At 67.0% G+C, this 22,168-nt stretch carries 22 protein-coding genes; 4 read left to right on the top strand and 18 right to left on the bottom strand.

The window, feature by feature from the left end:
* Nucleotides 1-14: 14 nt before the first annotated feature.
* Complete coding sequence (locus IEX33_RS00760) at nt 15-623, bottom strand: GNAT family N-acetyltransferase (RefSeq protein ID WP_188726939.1); 609 nt, start codon at nt 621-623, stop codon at nt 15-17.
* 75 nt (nt 624-698) lie between these two features.
* On the opposite strand from IEX33_RS00760, the gene IEX33_RS00755 reads away from it, so the two are divergent.
* Complete coding sequence (locus IEX33_RS00755; RefSeq protein ID WP_174177928.1) at nt 699-932, top strand: DUF6480 family protein; 234 nt, start codon at nt 699-701, stop codon at nt 930-932.
* 9 nt (nt 933-941) lie between these two features.
* Here IEX33_RS00755 and IEX33_RS00750 read toward each other — a convergent pair whose 3' ends face one another.
* The 5 genes from IEX33_RS00750 to IEX33_RS00730 form a co-directional block, all read right to left on the bottom strand.
* The gene (locus IEX33_RS00750; RefSeq protein WP_188726937.1) at nt 942-1,826 is read right to left on the bottom strand and encodes a 3-hydroxyacyl-CoA dehydrogenase family protein; all 885 of its coding nucleotides are present in this window, start codon (nt 1,824-1,826) and stop codon (nt 942-944) included.
* Nucleotides 1,823-2,683: an enoyl-CoA hydratase/isomerase family protein gene (locus tag IEX33_RS00745; RefSeq protein ID WP_229675161.1), complete on the bottom strand. Its 861-nt coding sequence runs from the start codon at nt 2,681-2,683 to the stop codon at nt 1,823-1,825. The genes IEX33_RS00750 and IEX33_RS00745 overlap by 4 nt, the downstream gene beginning before the upstream one ends.
* The gene (locus IEX33_RS00740) at nt 2,683-3,909 is read right to left on the bottom strand and encodes a thiolase family protein (protein WP_188726935.1); all 1,227 of its coding nucleotides are present in this window, start codon (nt 3,907-3,909) and stop codon (nt 2,683-2,685) included. The genes IEX33_RS00745 and IEX33_RS00740 overlap by 1 nt, the downstream gene beginning before the upstream one ends.
* A gap of 141 nt (nt 3,910-4,050) precedes the next feature.
* The gene (locus IEX33_RS00735) at nt 4,051-4,728 is read right to left on the bottom strand and encodes a pentapeptide repeat-containing protein (protein ID WP_188726933.1); all 678 of its coding nucleotides are present in this window, start codon (nt 4,726-4,728) and stop codon (nt 4,051-4,053) included.
* Nucleotides 4,728-5,186 carry an SRPBCC family protein gene (locus IEX33_RS00730; RefSeq protein WP_188726931.1) on the bottom strand — a complete coding sequence of 153 codons (459 nt, stop codon included), beginning with the start codon at nt 5,184-5,186 and terminating at the stop codon, nt 4,728-4,730. The genes IEX33_RS00735 and IEX33_RS00730 overlap by 1 nt, the downstream gene beginning before the upstream one ends.
* Nucleotides 5,187-5,315: 129 nt before the next feature.
* Here IEX33_RS00730 and IEX33_RS00725 point away from each other — a divergent pair, with 129 nt between their 5' ends.
* Nucleotides 5,316-5,492, top strand: a complete 177-nt coding sequence (locus tag IEX33_RS00725) for a CsbD family protein (RefSeq protein WP_066280975.1) — start codon at nt 5,316-5,318, stop codon at nt 5,490-5,492.
* 229 nt (nt 5,493-5,721) lie between these two features.
* On the opposite strand, the gene IEX33_RS00720 is transcribed toward IEX33_RS00725, so the two are convergent.
* On the bottom strand, nt 5,722-6,792 hold the full coding sequence (locus tag IEX33_RS00720) for a DNA polymerase IV (RefSeq protein ID WP_446686949.1): 1,071 nt from the start codon (nt 6,790-6,792) through the stop codon (nt 5,722-5,724).
* Between the two features lie 187 nt (nt 6,793-6,979).
* Here IEX33_RS00720 and IEX33_RS00715 point away from each other — a divergent pair, with 187 nt between their 5' ends.
* Nucleotides 6,980-7,915 (top strand): type IV toxin-antitoxin system AbiEi family antitoxin domain-containing protein, encoded by a 936-nt coding sequence (locus IEX33_RS00715; protein WP_188726929.1) that lies wholly within the window; start codon nt 6,980-6,982, stop codon nt 7,913-7,915.
* A 192-nt stretch (nt 7,916-8,107) separates the two neighbouring features.
* Here the strand turns inward: IEX33_RS00715 and IEX33_RS00710 are convergent, their stop codons facing one another.
* The 8 genes from IEX33_RS00710 to IEX33_RS00675 form a co-directional block, all read right to left on the bottom strand.
* On the bottom strand, nt 8,108-9,568 hold the full coding sequence (locus IEX33_RS00710) for an amino acid permease (RefSeq protein WP_188726927.1): 1,461 nt from the start codon (nt 9,566-9,568) through the stop codon (nt 8,108-8,110).
* 174 nt (nt 9,569-9,742) lie between these two features.
* On the bottom strand, nt 9,743-10,078 hold the full coding sequence (locus IEX33_RS00705) for a Rieske (2Fe-2S) protein (protein ID WP_188726925.1): 336 nt from the start codon (nt 10,076-10,078) through the stop codon (nt 9,743-9,745).
* Nucleotides 10,075-12,603 (bottom strand): nitrite reductase large subunit NirB, encoded by a 2,529-nt coding sequence (nirB, locus tag IEX33_RS00700; RefSeq protein WP_188726923.1) that lies wholly within the window; start codon nt 12,601-12,603, stop codon nt 10,075-10,077. Before nirB ends, IEX33_RS00705 begins: the two co-directional genes overlap by 4 nt.
* Complete coding sequence (locus tag IEX33_RS00695) at nt 12,603-12,950, bottom strand: molybdopterin oxidoreductase (protein WP_188726920.1); 348 nt, start codon at nt 12,948-12,950, stop codon at nt 12,603-12,605. The genes nirB and IEX33_RS00695 overlap by 1 nt, the downstream gene beginning before the upstream one ends.
* 124 nt (nt 12,951-13,074) lie before the next feature.
* Entirely contained in the window at nt 13,075-14,814 is a 1,740-nt protein-coding gene (locus IEX33_RS00690) for an ABC-F family ATP-binding cassette domain-containing protein (protein ID WP_188726918.1), read from the bottom strand.
* Nucleotides 14,815-14,998: 184 nt separating this feature from the next.
* Entirely contained in the window at nt 14,999-15,868 is an 870-nt protein-coding gene (locus tag IEX33_RS00685; protein WP_104184640.1) for a metal ABC transporter permease, read from the bottom strand.
* Between the two features lie 2 nt (nt 15,869-15,870).
* On the bottom strand, nt 15,871-16,614 hold the full coding sequence (locus tag IEX33_RS00680; RefSeq protein ID WP_104184641.1) for a metal ABC transporter ATP-binding protein: 744 nt from the start codon (nt 16,612-16,614) through the stop codon (nt 15,871-15,873).
* Nucleotides 16,611-17,585 (bottom strand): metal ABC transporter substrate-binding protein, encoded by a 975-nt coding sequence (locus IEX33_RS00675; protein WP_308421937.1) that lies wholly within the window; start codon nt 17,583-17,585, stop codon nt 16,611-16,613. Before IEX33_RS00675 ends, IEX33_RS00680 begins: the two co-directional genes overlap by 4 nt.
* Before the next feature lie 129 nt (nt 17,586-17,714).
* On the opposite strand from IEX33_RS00675, the gene IEX33_RS00670 reads away from it, so the two are divergent.
* Nucleotides 17,715-18,476, top strand: coding sequence for a CPBP family intramembrane glutamic endopeptidase (locus IEX33_RS00670; RefSeq protein ID WP_188726917.1), 762 nt, complete (start codon nt 17,715-17,717; stop codon nt 18,474-18,476).
* On the opposite strand, the gene IEX33_RS00665 is transcribed toward IEX33_RS00670, so the two are convergent.
* From IEX33_RS00665 to IEX33_RS00655, 3 genes are all read right to left on the bottom strand, one after another.
* Nucleotides 18,473-20,218: a hypothetical protein gene (locus IEX33_RS00665; protein ID WP_188726915.1), complete on the bottom strand. Its 1,746-nt coding sequence runs from the start codon at nt 20,216-20,218 to the stop codon at nt 18,473-18,475. The two genes, IEX33_RS00670 and IEX33_RS00665, sit on opposite strands and share 4 nt — an antisense overlap.
* Nucleotides 20,219-20,282: 64 nt before the next feature.
* Complete coding sequence (locus IEX33_RS00660; RefSeq protein ID WP_188726913.1) at nt 20,283-21,218, bottom strand: carbohydrate ABC transporter permease; 936 nt, start codon at nt 21,216-21,218, stop codon at nt 20,283-20,285.
* Nucleotides 21,219-21,220: 2 nt separating this feature from the next.
* Nucleotides 21,221-22,165, bottom strand: a complete 945-nt coding sequence (locus IEX33_RS00655; protein WP_188726911.1) for a carbohydrate ABC transporter permease — start codon at nt 22,163-22,165, stop codon at nt 21,221-21,223.
* Nucleotides 22,166-22,168: the final 3 nt, after the last annotated feature.

Below are 22,168 nucleotides of genomic sequence, written 5' to 3'. Positions count from 1 at the left end.
CTAGCGGGGAACAGCTAACCGCGTTTGGCCAGCCTGTATTCCAGGCCCGCCCGGACCATGGGCCACTCGTGCTCCAGGATAGAGAACACCACGGTGTCCCTGAGGAGCCCGTCGCGGGTCCTGGAGTGGTTGCGCAGCACGCCGTCCTGCTTGGCGCCCAGCCGGGCGATTGCCTCGCGCGACTGGTGGTTCAGCCAATGCGTCCGGAACTCCACGGCCGGGCAGCCCAGGGTTTCGAACGCGTGCCGCAGCAGCAGGAGCTTGGAATCCGGGTTGGTCCCGGTTCCCTGGACGGAGGCGGCGTTCCAGGTGGAGCCAATCTCCACCCGGGGCGTGCCGGCGTCGATGTTCATGTAGGTGGTCATGCCGATGATCCGGCCGGGAGCGCCGGTGCCGGGGTCGACCAGCCGCGTGGTGAACGGCAGCATGGATCCCTGCTCCTGCAGGTCCAGGCGGCGCCCGATCTCAGCGGCCATTTCGTCGGGAGCCGGCACCGAGGTGTACCAGAGCCGCCACAGCTCGCCGTCCCGGGCCGCGTCCACCAGGCCGTCGTGGTGCTCCCTGGACAACGGTTCCAGGGTTACATACCTGCCCGTGAGGGTAAGGGGTTCTAGGAAAGTCACGGCACCAGCCTAGGTGCAACCACCTGGGGCGGTTACGCTGGGGACAGCATCAGGACGGCGAGCGAGGGAGTTTACGTGTCAGGAACCAATCCGGACCCGGAGGATGACAAGATCACAGGCCTGGAGCCCGGCGGCGGGGTGCCGCCCGGCGAAACGCCTCCCGGTGAAGGGTCGGTGGCAGGCACCCAGGAGCCCCGGCAGAAGGGCTCAGGGAAGGGCCAGCAGATCTTCTGGATGGGCGCCATCGGGGCCGGCGTCCTGCTGTTCCTGCTCTACTTCATCGGCTACATCGTTGGCTTCTTCGACTGACCTGCGTTCCTAGCCGGGCCAGTCGAAAAAGCCCTTGCCGGTTTTCCGTCCCAGCTCGCCCCGGGCCACCTTGTCCTTGAGGATCTGGGGTGGGGCGAACCGCTCGCCCAGGGTGGAGTGCAGGTATTCCGCGATGCCGAGCCGTACGTCCAGCCCCACGATGTCCGTGGTCCGCAGCGGTCCGGTGGGGTGCTTGTAGCCCAGGACCATGGCGGCGTCGATGTCTTCGGCGGACGCAACCCCTTCCTCAACCATGCGCATCGCCTCCAGGGCGATGGCCACGCCCAGCCTGGAGGATGCGAACCCCGGGGCATCATTCACCACGACCGCGGTCTTGCCGAGTGCCTCCACCCACCCCTTCGCGGCGGCAGCGAGCTGGGGAGACGTGCGCTTCCCCAGCACCACCTCGATGAGCGTGGATGCCGGAACAGGGTTGAAGAAGTGCAGGCCCAGGAAGTTGTCCGGCCGCTTCAGTTCACCGGCGAGGCCGTTCACGGACAGCGATGACGTGTTCGAGGCCAGGTAGGCATCATCGGCCAGCCGCTCCTCAATGCCGCGCAGTGACGTGATTTTCAGGTCCCAGTCCTCCGGCACTGCTTCCACCACCAGCTGGCGGTCCGCGAAGTCGTCGTAATCCACGGAGACTGACAGCCTGGACACCATCTCGTCCAGGTTGACGTCCGTCATGCCGCGCTCGATGCTCTTGGCCGCTGCTGATTCCACGCGCTCACGGGCAGCTTCCGCTGACTGGTCGTCGCGCTCCACCACCAGCACGTCCGCGCCCTTGACCAGAAATGCATGGGCGATTCCGGCGCCCATGCGGCCGCCGCCCAGGACGCCCACGAAGTGGGGAAGATCAGTGGGCAGGCCGGGGGAAAGTTCGGGTGTGCTCATCGGTTCTGCTCTCTGCTCTCTGTGCCTTCCGGGGTTCCGGTGGTGGTGGCGGCGGTGGCTGCACTGCCGCCGTCCTTCGTGCCGGTTTTCTTGTCGTTCTTCTTGTCCAGGAACTGCTGCATCCGGTCGAATTTGGCCTCGGATTCAAACAGGATGCCTTGTGCCAGCTGGTCAATGACGGGATGCGCTTCCGCGGGGGCGTGGAACACGGACTTGGTGATCCGGACTGCCAGCGGATCCTGCCGGGTGATCCTGTCCGCCAGGCCGTGCGCCGCGTCCATGAGTTCCGGTGCGTCGTGGATTTCGGTGATGAGGTTGACGGCCAGTGCTTCTTCGGCGGTGAGGACCTTTCCCGCCAGGAGGACCTGCTTGGCCACGGGCTCCCCCACCAGTTCCTTCAGCCGCCAGCTTGCACCGGCGGCGGCCAGGATTCCCAGCCCTGTTTCGGGGTTGCCGATGCGGACGCTGGACGTCCCGATCCGGAAATCCGCCGCGTAGGCCAGCTCCGCCCCGCCGCCCAGGCAGTACCCGTCGAGCGCGGCAATGACCGGCATGGGCAGCTTGGCGATGCGGACAAAGATGGTGGAATTGATGCCCTGCAGGGCGTCGTCACGGCGCCGTTCGCGCAGCTGCGCAATATCGGCGCCGGAGGCAAACACGCCATCCACGCCCGCGATGATCAGCACCTTGGGCTCCTGCTCCAGCGCGGCGCACACCACGTGCAGCTCGTCCACCATCTGCTGGTCGATCGCGTTGCGCACCTCGGGCCGGTTCAGCAGCACCACCACCCGGTCGGTGCGTTCCTCCACCAGAAGGGTGTGGAACTTCTCGGCGGCCAGGTCCACGGGGCCCGCCATCAGACTTTCTCCACCAGCATGGCCGTACCCTGGCCCACGCCGATGCACATGGTGGCGAGGCCCCTCCTGGCGTCCTCGCGCTCCATCCGGCCCAAGAGGGTGATCGCGATCCGCGCCCCGCTGGAACCCAGCGGGTGCCCCAGGGAGATCGCGCCGCCGTCGTTGTTCACGATGTCCGGATCCAGGCCAAGGCGCCGGATGCTGGCGAGGGATTGCGTGGCAAAGGCTTCGTTAAGTTCGACGGCGTCCAGGTCACCTGCGCTGAGGCCGCTCCGCTTGAGCACCTTCTGGGTGGCGGGGACAGGGCCGATGCCCATGATCTCCGGCTCGCAGCCGGCAGAGGCACCGTCGATGATGCGTGCCCGGGGCGTCAACCCGAGCCTTTCGATGGCGGCTTCGGAGGCCACGATGATGGCGGACGCCCCGTCATTCAGGGTGGAGGAGTTGCCTGCGGTGACCACGGAGCCTCCGTGCGTCACGGGCTTCAGTTTGGCGAGGACCTCCATGGTGGTGCCTTCGCGGGGGCCTTCATCCGTGTCCACCACGGTCTCGGATTTGCGGGTCCTGACGGTCACCGGGACGATCTCGTCCTTGAACCGCCCGGCAGCGATGGCGTCCAGGGCGCGCTGGTGGGACCGGACGGCAAAGGCGTCGGCGTCCTCGCGGGAGATGTTGTCCACGCGGGCCACTTCCTCTGCGGTCTCCGGCATGGAGTAGGTCATTTTGCCGTCGCGGGACAGCTCGCCCTTCTGGAACAGCGGGTTGGCGAACCGCCAGCCGATGGACGTGTCAAAGATGGCGCCCGGCTTTGCGAACGCCGTTGCGGGCTTTTCCTGCACCCAGGGCGCCCGGCTCATGGATTCCACGCCGCCGGCAATCACGATGTCCGCCGCACCCGATTTGATCATGTGGCTGGCCATGATGATGGCACTCAGCCCTGACGAGCACAGCCTGTTGACGGTGATGCCGGGGATGTGGAGGGGCAGTCCGGCCAGGAGGGTGGCCATCCGGGCCACGTTGCGGTTTTCCTCACCGGCTCCGTTGGCGTTGCCCAGGATGACCTCGTCGATGCTGTCCGGGTCCAGTCCGGCCCGGCTGACCGCCTCCCGGAGCACCAGGGCGGCCAGGTCATCGGGACGGACAGCGGAGAGGCTCCCGCCGTACCTGCCTACCGGCGTTCGTACCCCGCCAACAAGGAAAGCCTGTGGACCTGCGGTTGCAGCCATGGAAACACCCTTCACGCGATAAACAGCACTGTCATCATCGGCCGGCGGATCCCTACTTACCGACCGTTCGTTCTGTAAATAGTACACGGGAGGGTGTGCCGTGGATACGGGAACCCCTCAGCGCACCGGCGCTCCGGAGGCTCAGAGGACCGTGAGCCCCAGATGAGCTGCCAGCAGGGGCGCCAGGAGGCCAAGCTGGGAGTCGTCAATAACCACGCCGCCAAGGCTGCCGAGACCGCTGATCCCCCTGAGCTCAGTGCCGCGCAGGTCAAAGTCCTTGAGCCTGGCCCCGCTGAGGTCCAGGGAGCCGATGGTGCAGTTCTTCAGGGCCACCCGCGTTCCGGTGGCAGAGCCGAGGTCCAGTTCGTTGATGATGCAGTCGCTGATCACGACGTCGGTGAGCTTGGCGGCACGGAGGTTGAGGAAATCGAGTTTGCCGCCGTCAATGCTGACCGACTGCCAGCCGCTCTCGTACAGTTCAGCAGAACCAAGGCGGGCATTCCGGATCTCAACCTCCCGCCAGGTGGAACGGGCCGCCAGAAAGACCGGCGCGTACAACTCCTCCAGGATGCAGTCGCGGAAGGTGGAGCCACGCAGCTGCGCTTCATTAAACGCCGCGCCCCGGAACTCACAATCGATGAAATCCGCACCACCCAGGTCCATCCCCTCGGCAGCCACGCGGCTGTACCGCGCGCCGTCGTACCGCCCTCCGCGCTGGAAGTCCGGCTCGGCGACGTCGGTCAGGTTTTCGAGCCGGACAGGGGTCAGGCGCGGTGCCGCGACGCCGGGGGGTGCTGCCCGCGGGGTGCGCGCGGCCATTAGATGGATTCCGCCTTGGCCGCTATGTCTGCCAGGTCCTTGCGGAGCGCTTTCCGGGTGGCCGCCATTGCCATCTTGCCGAAGACCGCCATCATGATGCGGGTTGCGGCGGTCGGCTTGTGCACCTCTCCCCCGAACGTCACACTGAGGTCCGTTCCGCCGTCGCGCGGTGCGAGGGTGAACAGCGTGCTGTAGTCGGCGCCGCCCTGGACGGCTTTGACGGTGGTGCTGCGCGGCGGTTCAGCCTGCGCCACCCACATCTCCACCGTCTCGGATTTGCCCATCATCTTCCGGGTCTCCTTCCAGCGCGTTCCCTCGCCGTACGGGCCGTCCGTCAGCAGCTGGACGGACTCCACCCCGCTCAGCGTGGTGGCCGAGCCGGGAATGTCCGTGATGACGGACCAGACTTTTTCCGGCGACGCGTGGATGTGCTGGCTGAGGCTGATGCTGTGGTCCATGGGTTCGAGCCTAGCCGCGGACCCCCGCAATCGACAGAACCCGGCGCCCCTGGGGTTCTTGAATTAGTAAGCATGCTTCGTGTTAGTGTGAAAATGTTCGATCACCGGAAACGAAAGGAGGCCACCATCATGGGCCTCGGAGACAAGATCAGCAACGCAGCCGAAGACATGGGCGGCAAGGCCAAGGAAGCGGCCGGCAACGCCACGAACAATGACCGGCTGAAGGCCGAAGGCCAGGCGGACCAGGTCAAAGCCGACGCCAAGAAGGTCGGCGAGAGCGTCAAGGACGAGTTCAAGCGCGACTAGGTTTTCCTGCGCCGCTCCGGCTGGGCCGGGCGGCCCCAAGCAGGACGGCCTGAAGCAGGACGGCTTGAAGCAGGACGGCTTGAAGCAGGGCGAAACGGCGGCGGATCCCACGGGATCCGCCGCCGTTCTGCATGTCCGCGGGTATCCCCACCAACACCTTCATCGATTGCTCCAATACTGCCGTTTTGGGGCGGCATAAAGGCAGATACGCAGCAATCGATGGAGCCCGTCACCATCCGCTGCGGGTTGGGGTATGCCCCTGCCGGGAATCCTCGGGCATCGTCATTTCGGCGCGCAGCCCAAGGAGCCGGATGGGCCGGCCCGGCTCGATCTTCGCCGCAAGGTCGAGGGCGCGCGCCAGCACTTCCGCGGGGTCCGATGTTTCGGGGATCTTCCGGGCGTACGTCTTGGTCAGGAACGGCGCGTAGCGGACCTTGAGCGTCAGCCCGATCACCGGCCGCCCCTCGGCGGCGACGTCCTCCAGGACGTGGGCCGCCAGCTCCCTCACAGCACCATCAATCTGCCCGGACCCGGTCAGATCCTGTTGGAAGGTGGTTTCCCGGCTGTGCCCGCGCGCCACCCAGGGTGTGTCGTCGACTGTCCGCGAGCCGTCGCCCCGCCCCAACTGCGCGTACCAGGGACCCATCTTCGGGCCGAACTCGGGGACCAGGTCATCGGGGTTGGCCGCGGCAAGCTCGGCAACCGTCCCAATGCCGAGCTTGGCCAAGCGGGCAGACACCTTCGTCCCCACGCCCCACAGCTCGATCGTCGGCCGGCTCCCCATGACCTCCAGCCAGTTGCCTTCCGTGAGCCTGAAAACCCCGGCCGGCTTGCCGAACGTCGTTGCCACCTTGGCGCGGACCAGGGTGTCGCCGATGCCTACGCTGCAGTGGAGCTGCGTCGCCTCCAGGACGGCGTGCTGCAAACGGCGGGCATAGGACTCCGGATCTTCCGTCCGGACGCCAACAAAGGCCTCATCCCAGCCGAGCACCTGGACCGTGGCGCCGGGCTGTGAGCGCAGTACCGCCATGACCTTCTCGGAGGCTTCGAGGTAGGCCTCGTGGTCCACGGGCAGGATTACGGCGTCGGGAACTTTCCGTGCTGCGATGCGCAGCGGCATTCCCGATCCCACGCCGTAGGCCCTGGCTTCGTAGGACGCCGTGGACACTACCGCCCGCTCAGTGGGATCACCGCGGCCGCCAACAATCACCGCCTTTCCCGCGAGCTCGGGCCGGCGAAGCACTTCGACGGCTGCGATGAACTGGTCAAGGTCCACGTGCAGCACCCACGGTTCGTCCACACGCCCAAGTCTGCCCCCGCCGGCCGCTCCGCACCACCGTTCCCGGCCCCCGCAGTCGTAATCGCTGGAACGGTGTCCGGACGCTGAACCGTTCCGGCGGCCGGGCAGCGTTCCGGCGACGGGCGGGCTTTCCACATAACGACGACGACACCTGGCCAGGGCGTTTTCCGCACCGGAGGCTAGGCGGATGACACAAGTCCCCGCTCCTTTGCCACAGCTGCCGGCCACTGGAAGCCTGTGGCGCACTGACCAGCTGCATGCCAGCGGGCTCAACTCGCGGGCCATCCGGCGTTTGGTCAGCCGCGGCGGCCTGGTGCGCCTCAGGTACGGCTGCTACATCCGGGCCTCCTTGTGGGAGAAGCAGTCTCCCACAGTCCGCGGCCTGCAACTGATCCATGCGCACGCCCATGGCACGCTGACCACGTCAACGGGGAACTTCGTCTACAGCCACACCTCAGCCGCCCGCCTTCACGGCCTGTTCCTGTGGAACGCGGACACCCTGATCCATGTGCTGCTCCGGGTAAGGCCATCCAGCGAACGCCTCGGGAAGGATGTCCGCGGCCATACCCGGGCATATACCGAGGCGGACGTGACAACCCTGGGACAGCTGAGGGTCACAACCCTTGAGCGGACAGTGGTGGACTGCGCCATGACGCTCGAATACCGCCAGGCGCTGATACTCGTGGACCATGCGCTCAGACTGGGCGCCAACCCCGATCTGATGCATGCCATGGCGGGCAATCTTTTCGGCCGCAGCGGGATACGAAACCTTCGCCGGGCGCTGGCGAACGCGGATATCCGCGCCGAGTCGGCCGGAGAAACGATGACCCGGGAGCTTCTGGTGCGGCTGCAGCTTCCCCTGCCCGAGGCCCAAGTGGAGGTCCAGAGCCGCGTGGGCCGGCATCGTCTTGACTTCGCATGGAGGGAAAAGAAGGTGGCCCTGGAATTCGACGGAAGGGTCAAGTATTTCGACTACAAGCCAACTGCCGAGGTCCTCTTCCAGGAGCGGCGCCGGGAGAAAGCACTCACTGAAGACGGGTGGCTCTTCCTCCGCGTGGAATGGAGCGACCTGTTCCGGGAGCACGAGTTCAAGAACCGGATCCTCGCTGCCCTCCGGCGCTGAGTCCGATCCCCACGGCCGCGACAGCATCCAAATCGCCGGAACGGTGCCCGGACGCTGGAGCGTTCGGGCGAACGGGCACCGTTCCCCGGACGCTGGAGCGTTCGGGCGAACGGGCACCGTTCCCCGGACGCTGGAGCGTTCGGGCGAACGGGCACCGTTCCGGCGATTGGGGCGGGGTGGGGCGGCGGACCGTCAGCTGTACAGGGCGTTTTTCGGTTCGTTGGCCTTGACCTTCTGCCAGCCGAGCCACAGGAGCAGGGCGAAGAACGGGATGGTGGCCAGGGTCCACAGGCCCAGGTAGAACACCTCGCCGGACTTGCTGGTCATGGTGTCGAAGCCGATCAGCACGGTGATAACCAGCAGCGAGACCAGGCCGGCCCAGCTGGTCCACGGGGAGCCGGGCATCGGCAGGCTGGAGGTGACGCCCTTCTTGTGGCGCAGCGCGATCTGGCTGGCGAAGATGGCACCCCAGGTGAAGATCACGCCGATGGAAGCCGTGTTCAGGGCGAGGTCGAAGGCGTGCGAGCCGCCCAGCCAGATGTTCAGCAGGATGCCCACCAGGTAGAACGCCGCGATGGCCAGGATGGCCGCGAACGGAACGTGGCGGCGGGACATCCGGGTGAGCCACTGCGGGGCGTGGCCGTTGTTGGCCATGGTGCGGAAGACGCGGCCGATCGAATACAGGCCCGAGTTGCAGGAGGACAGCGCCGCGGTGATCACGATCATGTTCATCACGTCGCCCACCCATGCGAGGCCCATCTGGCCGAACACGGTGACGAACGGGGAGGTGCCGGCCACGTACTGGTCGGACGGCAGCAGCATGGCGAGCAGGGTCACGGAACCGACGTAGAACACCACGATGCGCAGGACGACGGCGCGGATCGCCTTGGGGACTTCGCGCTGCGGGTTCTGCATCTCGCCGGCGGTGATGCCCACCAGTTCGATGCCGTTGTAGGCGAAGATCACGGCGTTGAGCACCAGCACCATCACCAGGGCGCCCTTGGGGAACATGCCGCCCTCGGCCGCGAACAGGTTGGCCACGGAGGCGTTGCCGTCGCCCACCTGGGCGTTGGTGACCACCATGAACGTGCCCACCACCAGGAAGGTCAGGATGGCGCCCACCTTCAGGCAGGAGGCCCAGAACTCGAACTCGCCGAACGCCTTGACGCTCAGCAGGTTGACGGCCACCAGCAGGGCCAGCGCGGCGATGGCGGAAGCTTCCACGGGAACATTGGGGAAGAAGAACTGGAAGTACAGGCCGATGGCGATCAGCTCGGCGATGCCGGTCATGCCCCAGTTGATGAAGTACATCCAGCCGGACAGGAACGCGCCCTTCTTGCCGAACATTTCGCCGGCGTAGCTCACGAACGAGCCGGAAGTCTGGCGGTACATGATGAGCTCGCCGAGGGCCCTCATGAGCAGGTAGGCGATGACGCCGGCAATGGCGTAGGAGAAGATCAGGGCGGGGCCGGTGGAGGCCAGGCGTCCGCCGGCGCCCATGAAGAGGCCGACGCCGATGGCGCCGCCCATGGCGATCATGGTGACGTGGCGCCTGCCCAGCGTCTTGCTGTAACCCTCAGCGCTGAGGGTGGGGTCGACGGCCGCGGATGGTGCCGTGGGGTTCTGGAGATCTGTGGGGGTACTTTGAGGCACAACTGTTCCTTGTGGGTTGGGGGGTTGGCCGCATCCGGAACACGCATGATTCCGCCCACAAATTCGGATTAATGCCTTCTGGGCATCCGAATGTGAGCGGAATCTCTTGTGGCGCCGAAGCTTCGCGCGGCTCGTCTATCCTACAAGACCCACCGGGGTGCTACGTGACCCGCACTACACCCCGCCCGTCTCCAACACAAGGTTCTGCTCACCGTCCACGCTCACGCGGTAGGCCTGCAGCGGTTCGGCGCCGGTGGTTGAGCAGCCGCTGGTGAGGTCGAACGCGTGCTGGTGCAGCGGGCAGATCACCTGCTGGCGGTCGATGGTGCCGTCCGCGATGGGGCCGCCCCGGTGCGGGCAGACTGCCGCGAGCGCCCGCACGGTTCCGTCGCGCAGCCGGAAGACGGCCACCTGTTCGCCCTCCACCGCAAATGCCCTGCCTTCCCCCAACGGAACCTGGTCCACGGGGCCGAGGATGTGGAACGCTGCGGCCGCACCGGCGGCGCTCATCGGACCGGCACCTGCGGAAGGACCGTCAGCGGCAGGGACGTCCTGAACTGGCCGGGCGTCAGCGGATCCGCGCGTTCACTCCACGGATCTACGTAGCTGTCCACGGACGCCTGCATCGCGGCATCCAGCTGCCCCGCGATCCCCTCCGCGTCCTCGACAATCACCGCGCGGAGATGCTCGATGCCCACCCGTGGCACAAAGGCGTAGGTCCGTTCCAGCCAGTTGGCGTGTTCGCGGTAGTACTGCATGAAACGGCCGGTCAGGACCTTCACCTCTTCCGGGCTGTCAACGGTGGCCAGGAGGTCGCCCTTGCGGATGTGGGCTCCCGCCGCTCCCCCGACGTAGACTTCCCAGCGGCCGCCTTCCACAGCCACCACACCCACGTCCTTCACCAGGGATTCCGCGCAGTTGCGGGGGCAGCCGGAGACTGCCAGCTTCAGCTTGGCCGGCGACTCGATGCCCTGGAACCGGGATTCGATCTCGACGCCCAGCTTGGTGGAGTCCCCCGTCCCGTAGCGGCAGAAATCCTTCCCAACACAGGTCTTCACGGTGCGGAAGCTCTTGCCGTAGGCGTACCCGGACGGCATGTCCAGGTCGGCCCAGACCTGCGGCAGGTCCTCCTTGGGGATGCCCAGCAGATCGATCCGCTGGCCGCCGGTGAGCTTGATCAGGGGCACGTTGTACTTCTCGGCCACGTCCGCGATCCGGCGCAGCTGCTGCACGGACGTGACGCCGCCCTTCATCTGCGGCACCACGGAGAACGTGCCGTCCCGCTGGATGTTGGCGTGGACCCTGTCGTTGATGAAGCGGGCATCGCGTTCGTCGACGTACTGGTCCGCGAGCATCATCTTGAGCAGGGACGCCAGGCCCATTTTGGACTTCGCGTCCTCGGCGCCGCCCGGGGCCAGCGCGTGGAACACGGCCGAAACGGATCGGAGCCCGCGCTTCCGGATCTCTGCCATCAAGGCGGCCTTGTCCAGGGGGATGCCCGGTACGTAGTAGGTGGCGGCAGGGTCCTCCTCCACGGCCCCGTCCGCCGCCCACTCCACCACCTGTTTCACCAGGAGCTTGCACGAGCCGCAGCCCTTCCCGGCCCGGGTGGCGTCCATGGCCCCGGACAACGAGGCGCAGCCGCCCCTCACGGCTGCGGCCAGGTCCTTCTTGCTGACACCGTTGCAGTTGCAGACCTGGGCGTCATCATCCAGTTCCGCCACGCCCACGTCCTCCCCGGGCGTCCCGAGATCGAACATCAGGCCATGCCGCTCCTCCGGCAGCGGGAGGCCTCGGTCGTAGGCCTGGGTCAGGAACGCCACCTTGCGGCTGTCGCCCAGGAGGGTGGCGCCCACCATCTTGTTGTCGCGGACCACGATGGACTTGAAGACCCCGCGGCTGGGTTCGGAGAAGACGATGTGCTCGTCGGTGTCGAGCTCCGGCCCCTGCAGGCCCATGGAGGCGACCTCAACCCCTGCCACCTTGAGCTTGGTGGCGGTCCGCGAACCCAGGTACGCGGCGCTGGTATCCGCGCCGGTCACATGGTTTGCCAGCACCACCGCCTGCTCCCACAGCGGTGCCACCAGCCCGTACACCTCACCGCGGTGCTGCACGCACTCCCCCACGGCGTAGATGTCGTCCTCATCCTGCACGCGCAGCCGGTCATCCACCACGATGGCCCGCTCCACCGGCAGTCCGCTGAGGACAGCCAGGTCCACGTTGGGACGGATCCCGGCCGCCACTACCACCATGTCGCAGCCGATGTCCGGCCGGTCGCGGAGGCTGACGCCGGTCACCCTGTCCCTGCCGAGCACGGCGGTGGTCCGGCTGCCCGTCAGCACCCCGATGCCCAGTGCCTCAACGCTCCGGCGGAGCACCGCACCGCCGTCGGGCCCCATCTGCGCGCTCATGAGGTGGCCGCCCGAGTGGACCACGTCCACCCCCAGCCCGAAGCTGCGCAGCCCGGCGGCGGCCTCCAGCCCCAGCAGGCCCCCGCCGATCACCACGGCATGCCGGTGATAATCATGCCGGGCGTGCTCGGCCATTTTGCGGGTGTCGTCGATGGTGCGAAAGCCGAAGACGCCCGGTTTGACCGAGCCGCCGGGCGTGTAGAGGCCGTCCATCGGGGGCAGGTGCGGGCGGCTGCCCGTGGCGATGACCAGGGTGTCGTAGGGCGTCACCCTGCCGTCGCTGGAAAACACGTGCTTGGCGAACCGGTCGATCCTGTCCGCCCGGACCCCCGCGTGGAGCGTGATGCCGTTGTCCTCGTACCAGGACAGCGGGTTGAGGAAGATGTCCGCATCGCTTTCCTCCCCGGAGAGGACATGGCTGAGCATGATCCGGTTGTAGTTGCCGTAGGGTTCGTCCCCGAACATGGTGATGCTGAACTGCTCCGCACCGCCCCTGGCCAGGATCTCCTCCACGGCGCGGGCTCCGGCCATCCCGTTCCCGATGACCACCAGGCGCCGGCGGCTGTCCCGGCTGCGTGCCCGGCCGCCCGGCCGGGGTTGGGCCCGTTCGGCCACGCTGGTCATCAGTGCTCCACCATGCCCAGGTCGATCACCACGGTGCCGTTGACGCCCTCGGGCGCGGCCAGGTAGAGCTCGATGGCCGAGCCGCCTTCGATGTCCTCCACAACGCGCAGCGGGACGTGGACGTCACCCTTGGCGCCGATGGGGAAATACCGCATGGGCACCCCGTTGCGCATCAGCACCACGGCGATCAGTTCGCCGCTGGAGTTGCCGCCGCGGAAGTACAGCGCCTGGTTGACGACGCCGTCCGGGACATAGTGCGAGAGCTCGCTGTGCAGGGGCACGGGTTTCTCCATCCCCACACCCTGGAAGTGGTAGATGCCCTGCATGAAAAGGTTCCTGGTGATCACGGGCAGATCCTTTCGGCCGGCGGAATGACGGGCATGGCCCTATCTTCCGCCGCCGATGTTTCCGCCTGCCGGTCCCCCGGTAAAGACTGCTTAACGCAAACCTCACCGGTTCCCGGGCCTGCCCCTAGACCGGCGCGAGCACGCCCTTGTCCATGGAATACCGGGTCCAGCGTCCGACGGCGGTGTTCCCGGCACGGTTGCCTTCCGGGCCGCCGGACTCACCACGGCTCCGCCGCGCGCACGCCGCGAACCACTCCCGCAGGGCACGGTCGTGGCTGACCATCACCAGAGTCCCGGTGAAGCCGGCGAGCGCCGCCTCCAGCTGTTCCACCAGCACGGGCGCCAGATGGTTGGTGGGTTCGTCCACGACGAGGGTGCCGTAGCCGCCCAGCAGCAGGCGGGCCAGGGCCAGCCTTCGCTGCTGGCCGGCGGACAGGCTTCCCACGGGCACGTGGAACTCGCTGGTGCGGAAGAGGCCCAGGCGGAGGAGGGCCTCGGCGTGCTCGTCGATGTTGCCGCCGAGGCCCGCGGCGAAGGCCGGCAGCAGGCGCAGGGAGGGCCGTTGCGGCAGCTCCAGTTCCTGCTGCAGGTAGCCGACGCGTTCGGGCCGCGTGACAGAACCGGCAGCCGGGTCCAGGGCTCCGGCAAGGACGGAGAGCAGCGTGGATTTGCCCGCGCCGTTGGGCCCGGTGATCAGGACCTTCTCGCCGGGGCCCGCTTGGAAGTCGGTGGTTCCCAGCCGGCCGGGCACGCACACCCCGTGCACAGCCAGCACCGGCGCGCCGTCCTGCGCTGACCCGGAAGTCCCCACACCGGAAAGCTCAGCATCGGAAGTGGCAGCACCCGGGTCCGCGGCGAGATCAACGTTCAGCCGCAGGGGTACGGGCGGCCGGTCCACGGGGCTGGCTTCGAGCCGGCGCAGGCGTTCCTGGGCGTTCCGGACCTGGCTGCTGGCGGCCTTCTGCCAGGTGCCTGCCTTGAAGTCAAAGCCCATCTTGTCGCCGTCGCGCTTGCGCCCGTACCCCATGGTGCCGGCAACAGTCTCTGCCTGCCGTTTTTCGGACTCCATCGCATCAATCCAGGTGTGGTACTGCTGGACCCAGCGCGCCCGTTCGGCTGCCTTCTCCCGGAGGTAGCCGTCGTAGCCGTTGCCGTAGCGGGTCACGGCGCGGCGCTCGGCATCCACTTCGATGATGGTGCTGGCCACCTTGCGGAGGAGCACCCGGTCATGGGAAACCACCACCACGGTGCCGCGGTGGGCGGCCAGCCGGTCCTCCAGCCAGGCCGTTCCGCGGGCGTCCAGGTGGTTGGTGGGTTCGTCCAGGAGCAGGATGTCCGCGGGATCTGCCAGGACACACGCCAAGGCCACCCGTTCCTGCTCCCCGCCGGACAGCGATCCCAGCACCCGGTTCCGGTCCAGGCCGCCCAGGCCCAGCCGGTCCAGCGCAGCCTCCACCCGGGACTCGGCCGCGTAGCCTTCCCGCAGCTGGTATTCCGTCTGCAGCCTGCCGTAGGTTTCCAGCTCGTCGTCGCCGGCGTCAGCCAGCCCCGCCTCCAGCCGGTCAAGCTCCGCTTCGATGGCACGCAGGGCGGCCAGGGATGCGTCGACGGCGGCACCCACGGTGAAGGTTTCCGGCAGGCCATGGGTCTGGGCGAGGTAGCCCACCCGGCCCTGGATTGCCGCCGTGCCTTCGTCGGGGGTTTCGAGGCCGGCCAGGAGGCGCAGCAGGGTGGATTTGCCGGCCCCGTTTTCGCCGACGACGGCCACGTGTTCGCCGGGGGTTATGGCCAGGGTGATGCCGTCCAGCAGCAGGCGGTCGCCATAGCCGTGGGAGACTCCGGAAAGGGTCAGGTGTTCAGTCAAGGGAAGTCCTCGAAAAGTTCCGCAGTGTGGCCGCGGGGTGGACCGGATTTCTCCGGTCCCCAACGGCGGCCCTGGATTCGGGAAGGCAGCCCGGCATGGCCGGCTGCTGGCTAGGACTTCATCGCTCCAGCCTGCCCGCCGCGGGTGGCCGAGTCAAGCGGTGGCGAGTCAAGCGGTGGCCGGGTCAGGCAGCGGCGAGCACGGCGGCCTTCCTGCGCCGCGCCTTCGCCAGCCGGGTACCGATCAGTCCCTGCCGCGGGCTGAAGAGGTAGACGACGGCGAAGACCACACCCTGCGTGAGCACCACCATGGCGCCGGAGGCTGTGTCCAGGTAATAGCTGAGGTAGATGCCGGCGATGGAGCAAACTGCCGAGACCACCGGTGCGATGACCAGCATTCGGGAGAACCGGTCCGTCAGCAGGTAGGCCGTGGCGCCGGGGATGATCAGCATGGCCACCACCAGCACCACGCCCACGGTCTGCAGCGCCACCACGGAGGTCAGGGCAAGCAGGCCCAGCAGCAGCGCCCCCAGCCTTTGTGGGGACAGTCCGATGGCGTGCGCGTGGGTGGGGTCGAACGCGTAGAGCGTGAGGTCCCGCCGCTTGAGGATCAGGATGGCGAAAGCCACAACGCCCAGCACCAGGACCTGGATGAGGTCCGGAATGCTCACGCCCAGCAGGTTGCCGAAGATGATGTGGTTCAGGTCCGTTTGGCTGGGCGTGACGGAAATCAGCACCAGGCCCAGGGCAAAGAGGGAGGAGAACACGATGCCGATCGCGGCGTCCTCCTTAACCCGGCTGGTATTACGGACTACTCCGATCAGGGTCACGGCAATCAGGGCGAACACCAGCGCCCCCAGCGCGAAGGGGGCACCCACGATGTACGCCAGCACAACGCCGGGCAGGACGGCATGCGAGACGGCGTCACCCATCAGGGACCAGCCAATCAGGACCAGCCAGCAGCTGAGCACTGCGCAGACGACGGCGGCGAGCGCGGTGGTGACGATGGCCCGGACCATGAAGTCATAGCTGAGGGGTTCGAGGAGGAGTTCCATCGTCAGCCCGCTTCCTTCCGGTTGAGCACGTCCAGGCCGAACGCCATGGCGAGGTTTTCCGGCTGCAGCACCAGCTCCGGCGGGCCGTGCATGAGGACTTTGTGCATCAGCAGCACGGCTTCGTCGCACAGCTGCGGGAGGGCATGGAGATCGTGGGTGGACACCAGTATGGTGCAGCCGTCGGAGGCGAGCTCGCGCAGCAGGCGGGTGATGGTGGCCTCGGACCGTTTGTCCACGCCGGCAAAGGGTTCGTCCAGCAGCATGATGGTGGCGCCTTGCGCGATGCCGCGGGCCACGAAGGCACGCTTCTTCTGCCCGCCGGACAGCTGGCCAATCTGGCGGCCGGCGTAATCGCCGAGCTCCACCCGGTCCAGCGCCTCGTCAACGGCAGCCCTGTCGGCCTTGGATGCCCGGCGGGTGAACCCCTGGTGGCCGTACCGGCCCATCATCACCACATCGCGCACGGACAGCGGGAACTGCCAGTCCACTTCCTCGCTTTGCGGAACGTAGCCGATCCCACCTTCACGGCGTGCTTTGGAAGGTGACTGGCCGCCAATCCGCACGGTGCCGGCGTCGGGCTTGACCATTCCCATGATCACCTTGAAGAGGGTGGATTTCCCGGAGCCGTTCATGCCCACCAGGCCGCAGATCCGTGCCGGGTCCACCGTCAGGGAGGCGGCGTCGAGGGCCAGGACCTCGCCGTAGTGCACCGTGACGTTGTCCACGGCGATGGCCGGGGTGCTCATGATCCCGCTCCGGCGGTGAGGGCCTTGGTAATGACCTCTGCATCGTGCCGGATCAGGTCCAGGTAGGTGGGGACCGGCCCGTCCGCTTCCGAGAGGGAGTCCACGTAGAGCGTGCCGCCGAAGCGGGCGCCCGTGGCCTCCACCACCTGCTGCATGGGGGCGTCGGACACTGTGGATTCGCAGAATACCGCGGGAACCTGGTTTGCCTTGACGTATTCGATGGCCCGCGTGATCTGCTGCGGGGTGGCCTGCTGTTCGGCGTTGACCGCCCAGATGTAGACCTCCTTCAGCCCGGCGTCGCGGGCCAGGTAGGAGAATGCGCCTTCACAGGTGACCAGGGCGCGCTGGTTTTCCGGGACGCCGGCCAGGCTGGCGGTCATCTGGTCCTGCACAGCCTGGAGCTCGGCCTTGTAGGCGTCGCCGTTCGCTGCGAAGGCAGCCGCGTTGTCCGGGTCCAGCTCGCTGAAGGCCCGGACCATGTTGTCCACGTAGGTCTGCACATTCACCGGCGACATCCAGGCGTGCGGGTTGGGTTTGCCCTGGTACGAGTCCTCGCTGATGGACATCACTTCCACACCCTCGCTCACCACAGCGTGCGGTACGTCCAGCCCTTCAACGAACTGCCCGAACCAGGCCTCCAGGTTGAGTCCGTTGTCCAGGATGAGGTCGGCTTTGGAGGCCTTCCTGATGTCCCCCGGGGTGGGTTCGTAGCCGTGGATCTCTGCGCCGGCCTTGGTGATCGACTCCACCGTGAGCTTGTCCCCCGCAACATTCCGGGCCACGTCGGCCAGCACGGTGAAGGTGGCCAGGACCACGGGTTTGCCGTCTCCGTTGCCGGAGGCTCCCCCGCCGCAGGCGGTCAGCACCAGGGAAAGCACGACGGCGGCCACGGCTGCGGCGCGGAGACGCACCGTCCGCCCGGGGCGGGTCCGGGCGGCTACTTTGGCGCACCGAAACATAAATTTAGGCATACCGAAGATTCTACGGGAAGCACGTTTCGGCCAGCAACGCACCCCGGCCCATCCAGGTAGCAGCAGATGTCCGTTTGACCGCTGAATCCGACATCTGCTGCTACCTGGTTGGGAGGCTAGGCTGAAGCTATGGCTACCGCCCACCGAATACCACCCGCACCGCAGCCGGAGCTGTACCGCTTCAAGCCGTTGGATTTCGCCACCCTCATCACCTACGTGGCCATCGCCGGCTTCTTTGCCGTGGCCGGTGAACTGCTGGCTCCCTTCCTGCGCCAAATAGCCCCCAGCCCGGCGGCAGCTTCCTACGCGGTCAACCTGCTCTTTTATGCCTCCGTGGGCATGCTCGCTGTGCTGGCAGCCCGGAAGGTGGTGGGCCGCGACCTCAGGGTGCTGGCCACCCGGCCCTGGTTCACGCTGCTGATGGTCCCGGCCGCGGTGATTGCCATGATGATCCTGACCGCCGTGGTGGTGGCCCTGAGCGGCGAGGCCCAGACGTCACAGAACCAGGCGGGACTACAGGAACTGGCCCAGCAGATCCCGGCCTGGCTGATGGTCCCGCTGCTGGTGGTGGTGGGACCGTTCGTGGAGGAATACATCTTCCGCCACCTGCTGATCGGCAAGCTGAGCCGGCGGGTGAACATCTGGATCTGCTGCGCCCTCTCCGTGGTGCTGTTCGCGGCCCTTCACATCGTGGGCCAGGAAGCGGTCACCTTCACCGCACTGCTTCCCTACCTGGCCATGGGCGCCACGCTGGTGTTCGTCTACGTGTGGACCGGGAAGAACCTGATGTTCGCCTACTTTGTGCATGCGGCAAAGAACCTGCTGGCCGTGGTGTTCATTTACGCCATCCCCCCGGAGGTTTTCGAACAGCTCCAGCAGGTCCAGCCCTAGGAGCTCCGGGGCACGCCGCGCAGCGTGAACCGGTGGCTGCCGCGGGTGCGCCCGGTGATGTACACCTTCACGCCTCCGGTCGCGTTGGTTCCGGCCAGGTACCGGTAGCTTTCACCCGGATTGTAGGCAGCCGGAGTGTCCGGGCCGGCAGGCAAGCCGGGCCCGAACTCGATGGCGTCCCCGCCCACCTCGTAGCGGCCCATCCCCTCCACCAGCTGGAAGGCGCCTGTTCCGCCCAGCGGGATAACGCCATCGAGCGTTCCACCCGGCCGGAACGTCAGCTCGAGGGCGAAGGCCGTGTCCGCGCCGTCGAAACTGACGTCCAGCACCGCCTGCCCGCCGCCAGCCTGCACGGCTATGTCCGTGGCGAGCCTGTGGACCACGGTGGGGCGGCTGCTGAAGTCCATGCCGGCGCTGAACCGGCCCTCGTGCTGCAGCGTGTAGATGCCGTCCGCCCGCCGCTTCTGGGAAGGAAGGGGCAGGTAGAAGTTGGCTTCCAGCTCCTCGGACAGGGTCACGGCATTCCCGCGCGCCACCGTGTGCTGGCTGCGGAAGGGCCCCAGGTCAAAGAAGCTGCGCGACAACCGGACGTCCGTGAGCACCGCCGCGCCGTGCGCAAAGCGGAGGAAGGTGGGATTCGTGGCAAGCCCGGACACCACACCGGGGACCAGGGCGTCGCAGCCGCCGAACACGGTGGCCACCGATCCTGCGTCCCGGAACCGGTACGCGCCGCAGCTCTCCAGCGCAGCTCCCGCGGGTGCCATGGCGGCGTGGAATGAATTGTCCGACGACGGCGGCACCCCTTCACCCGGGCGGTTTCCGGGCAGCACCTCCCGCAGCCACGGGTCCAGCCGGGACAGCGCCAGCAGCTTGGCCGGCTCATGCAGGGGCAACGCCTCCAGCCAGGTGGCTGCGGCGGCGAAGTCCTGCCGCCCGTCCTGGTTGGCCAGCCGCCGGTACAGGTGCAGGAAGGGGGCGGCGTCGAAGGTCATCCACTGGTCCTGGCGGCGAGAGAACACCGACTCCACGCTGCCGTCCGGGCTGAACCACGGCAGGAACGCCGTGAGGTTCCGGCGGACGTGGTCCAGCAGTTCCGGCCGCCCGGAGCTGTCCGCGATGGTCAGCAGGGACGGGTTGGTGACGGCGGTCGCATACAGCGGACTGCGCTCGGAGTACATCCCGTCCGGCAGCTGGTCGATCCCCTCGGCCAGCCACTCCGCGATCCTGTCCGCAATGCCCGGCCGCGGCTGCAGCCGGTCCATCTGCGCCAGCGCCGCGCACAGCTCCCACCGGTGGTTGGGCGTGTGGACCCCGCCCGCAACCATGGCGTCCGTGGCCCGGGAAACAATGCGGCTGAGCCGGGCATCCACCCCGGCAAGCACCGGGTCCGGCGGGCTGTCCAGTTCCCGGATCAGGTCCAACGCAAGGCACACGTCATTGAGCGTGAAAGCGGAGTCAGGCGGTGAGCACAGGTTGGTGCCGTCAAACAGGCCGGTGGGGCCCTGAAGCTGTTCCAGCCGGTCCAGGCACCTGGACATCGGCTCCCGCAGCCCGTCCGCCCCGTAAAAACCGGAGCAGGGCTCGGTGAAGACCGCCACCATCGCCAGCAGCCTGCCCATGGCGGGCCGGTGCGCCAAGGCCGCCACGCCGGCGTCGTGCGTTTCCAGCATCGCCTGCACGGACTGGTCCGCCGCCTCCGCCACGCGGTTCAGGAATGCGGCGTCGGCCGAAGCTGTCTGCAATGTTGTTACCTTTCATGGGCCTGCCCGGGGGCAGGCTGGCGGGGTGGTGCGTCGGGGACGGGCGCTAGTCCTTCAGGCCCGCGCTGACGTCGGCGTTGAGCACGTATTTCTGGAACACAAAGAACACCAGGACCAGCGGCAGGATGGAGATCACCGAGGCGCCCAGCAGCACCGGCCAGTCGATGTTTTCCGCACCCACGATGCTGCGCAGGGCCACCTGGAGCGTGTACCACTTGGGATCGTTGAGGACGATCAGCGGCCAGATGTAGTCGTTCCACCGCCACTGGAACGAAAAAATGGCGAGCGTGAACAGGATGGGCCGTGAGAGCGGCAGCATGATCCGGAAGAAGATGGCCAGTTCGCTGGCGCCGTCGATCCGGGCCGAGTGCAGCAGGTCATCCGGGACAGTGAGGAAGAACTGCCGGAACATGAACACGCCCGTGGCCGTCAGTACGGACGGCACGATGATGCCGGCCAGCGAGTTGTAGAGGCCCAGATCGCGGATCACCGTGAACGTGGGGTTCAGGATCACCTCGGTGGGCAGCATGGTGGTGGCCAGGATGCACACGAAGAACAGCCGGGTGCCCTTGTTGTTGTACTTGGCCAGCGCGTAGCCCGTGCAGGCGCTGAAGAACACCGTGAGCACCGTGGTGACGATGGCAACCGTTGCCGTATTCAGGAAGTACTGCGCGAAGTCCACCCGTTCCCAGGCATCCACGAAGCCCTGGAAGGTCCATTCCCGCGGAATCATGGACAGCGGGTAGCTGAACAGTTCGCTGCCCGGCTTGAAGGAGCTGAGGAGGAACCAGAGCAGCGGCAGTGCGTAGATTGCCGCGATGACCCACATGAGCACGGTGAGGGGGACGGAGAGCCTGGCCCGGCCTTCCCGGTTGCTTCGGGGGCCCCGTTGTCCCCGCCCGCCCCTGGCGGCTTCCACTTTCTCGGCTCCGAGGGCGGATTCCTCCGCGACGGCGGGAGGGAGGTTGGCTGCTGTTGCCATGGTCAGGCCTTCTTCCGGTTGAAGCGCAGCTGGATGAGGGCGATCGCCAGCAGGACCACCATCAGCACCATGGAGGCGGCACTCGCGTACCCCACCTTGGACTGCTCGAAGCCGGTCTTGTAGATGTACTGCACGATCAGGGTGTTCTCCGTTCCGGGGCCGCCGTTGGTCAGCGCCTGGATCATGGCGAATTCCTTCATGGCATGGATGGTGGAGAGCAGGATGACCATGAACGACGTCGGCGCGATGCCCGGGAGGGTGACGTTCAGGAAGCGCTGCCACGCGTTGGCGCCATCCAGTTCCGCTGCCTCCAGCAGGGCTTCCGGGATGTTCTTCAGGGCCGCGATGAAGAGCAGCATGTTGAAGGCCGTCCCGCCCCATGCGGAGGCGAAAATGACCACCGTGAGGGCCAGGTTGCCGTTGCTGGACCATGGGACCGCGCTGCCGCCGGCGCTGGTGATCAGGAAGTTCACGAACCCAAAGTCCTGGCCGAACAGCCACTTCCAGATGACGCCCACCACGATGGGTGAAATCAGCCAGGGCAGGAAAATCACGATCTTGGCCGCGGTGCGTCCCCGGACAGCCTTGCTGACCAGCAGCGCGGCTACCCCAAGGGAGCAGACGTAGATCAGTGGCACGGACAGGACCGTGTACACAAAGGTCCTGCCCAGGGCGGCGTAAAAGGTGCCGTCCGCGAAGAGCTTCTGGAAGTTGGCCAGGCCGATGAAGTTCAGCTTGCCCACGCCGCGGTAGTCCGTGAAGGAATACAGCAGCCCCAGCGCTCCGGGCCAGACAAAGAAGACCAGGAAGAGCACCACGTTGACGCCGATGAGGACCAGCGGTGCGATGACGTAGCGGTTCCGGCGCTTCTGCTGGGACTTGCTCCGGACTGCACCCGGTTCCGGTACCCGCGGCGCCACCGTGGTGCTCATGGTTGGGTTGGCCACGGA

The organism is Pseudarthrobacter scleromae (assembly GCF_014644515.1).
Classification (GTDB): Bacteria; Actinomycetota; Actinomycetes; order Actinomycetales; family Micrococcaceae; genus Arthrobacter; species Arthrobacter scleromae.
Note: the sequence above shows the minus strand (reverse complement) of the source record. Positions and strands in the feature narration are given on the sequence as shown.

Bases quoted from the DNA above. Each gene is read 5' to 3' on its own strand.
- IEX33_RS00680 (WP_104184641.1), bottom strand. From the start codon at position 16,614: ATGAGCACCCCGGCCATCGCCGTGGACAACGTCACGGTGCACTACGGC.
- nirB (WP_188726923.1), bottom strand. From the start codon at position 12,603: ATGACCAGCGTGGCCGAACGGGCCCAACCCCGGCCGGGCGGCCGGGCA.
- IEX33_RS00675 (WP_308421937.1), bottom strand. From the start codon at position 17,585: ATGCCTAAATTTATGTTTCGGTGCGCCAAAGTAGCCGCCCGGACCCGC.
- IEX33_RS00730 (WP_188726931.1), bottom strand. From the start codon at position 5,186: ATGGACCACAGCATCAGCCTCAGCCAGCACATCCACGCGTCGCCGGAA.
- IEX33_RS00715 (WP_188726929.1), top strand. From the start codon at position 6,980: ATGACACAAGTCCCCGCTCCTTTGCCACAGCTGCCGGCCACTGGAAGC.
- IEX33_RS00740 (WP_188726935.1), bottom strand. From the start codon at position 3,909: ATGGCTGCAACCGCAGGTCCACAGGCTTTCCTTGTTGGCGGGGTACGA.
- IEX33_RS00705 (WP_188726925.1), bottom strand. From the start codon at position 10,078: ATGAGCGCCGCCGGTGCGGCCGCAGCGTTCCACATCCTCGGCCCCGTG.
- IEX33_RS00660 (WP_188726913.1), bottom strand. From the start codon at position 21,218: ATGGCAACAGCAGCCAACCTCCCTCCCGCCGTCGCGGAGGAATCCGCC.
- IEX33_RS00725 (WP_066280975.1), top strand. From the start codon at position 5,316: ATGGGCCTCGGAGACAAGATCAGCAACGCAGCCGAAGACATGGGCGGC.
- IEX33_RS00750 (WP_188726937.1), bottom strand. From the start codon at position 1,826: ATGAGCACACCCGAACTTTCCCCCGGCCTGCCCACTGATCTTCCCCAC.
- IEX33_RS00745 (WP_229675161.1), bottom strand. From the start codon at position 2,683: ATGGCGGGCCCCGTGGACCTGGCCGCCGAGAAGTTCCACACCCTTCTG.
- IEX33_RS00735 (WP_188726933.1), bottom strand. From the start codon at position 4,728: ATGGCCGCGCGCACCCCGCGGGCAGCACCCCCCGGCGTCGCGGCACCG.
- IEX33_RS00670 (WP_188726917.1), top strand. From the start codon at position 17,715: ATGGCTACCGCCCACCGAATACCACCCGCACCGCAGCCGGAGCTGTAC.
- IEX33_RS00685 (WP_104184640.1), bottom strand. From the start codon at position 15,868: ATGGAACTCCTCCTCGAACCCCTCAGCTATGACTTCATGGTCCGGGCC.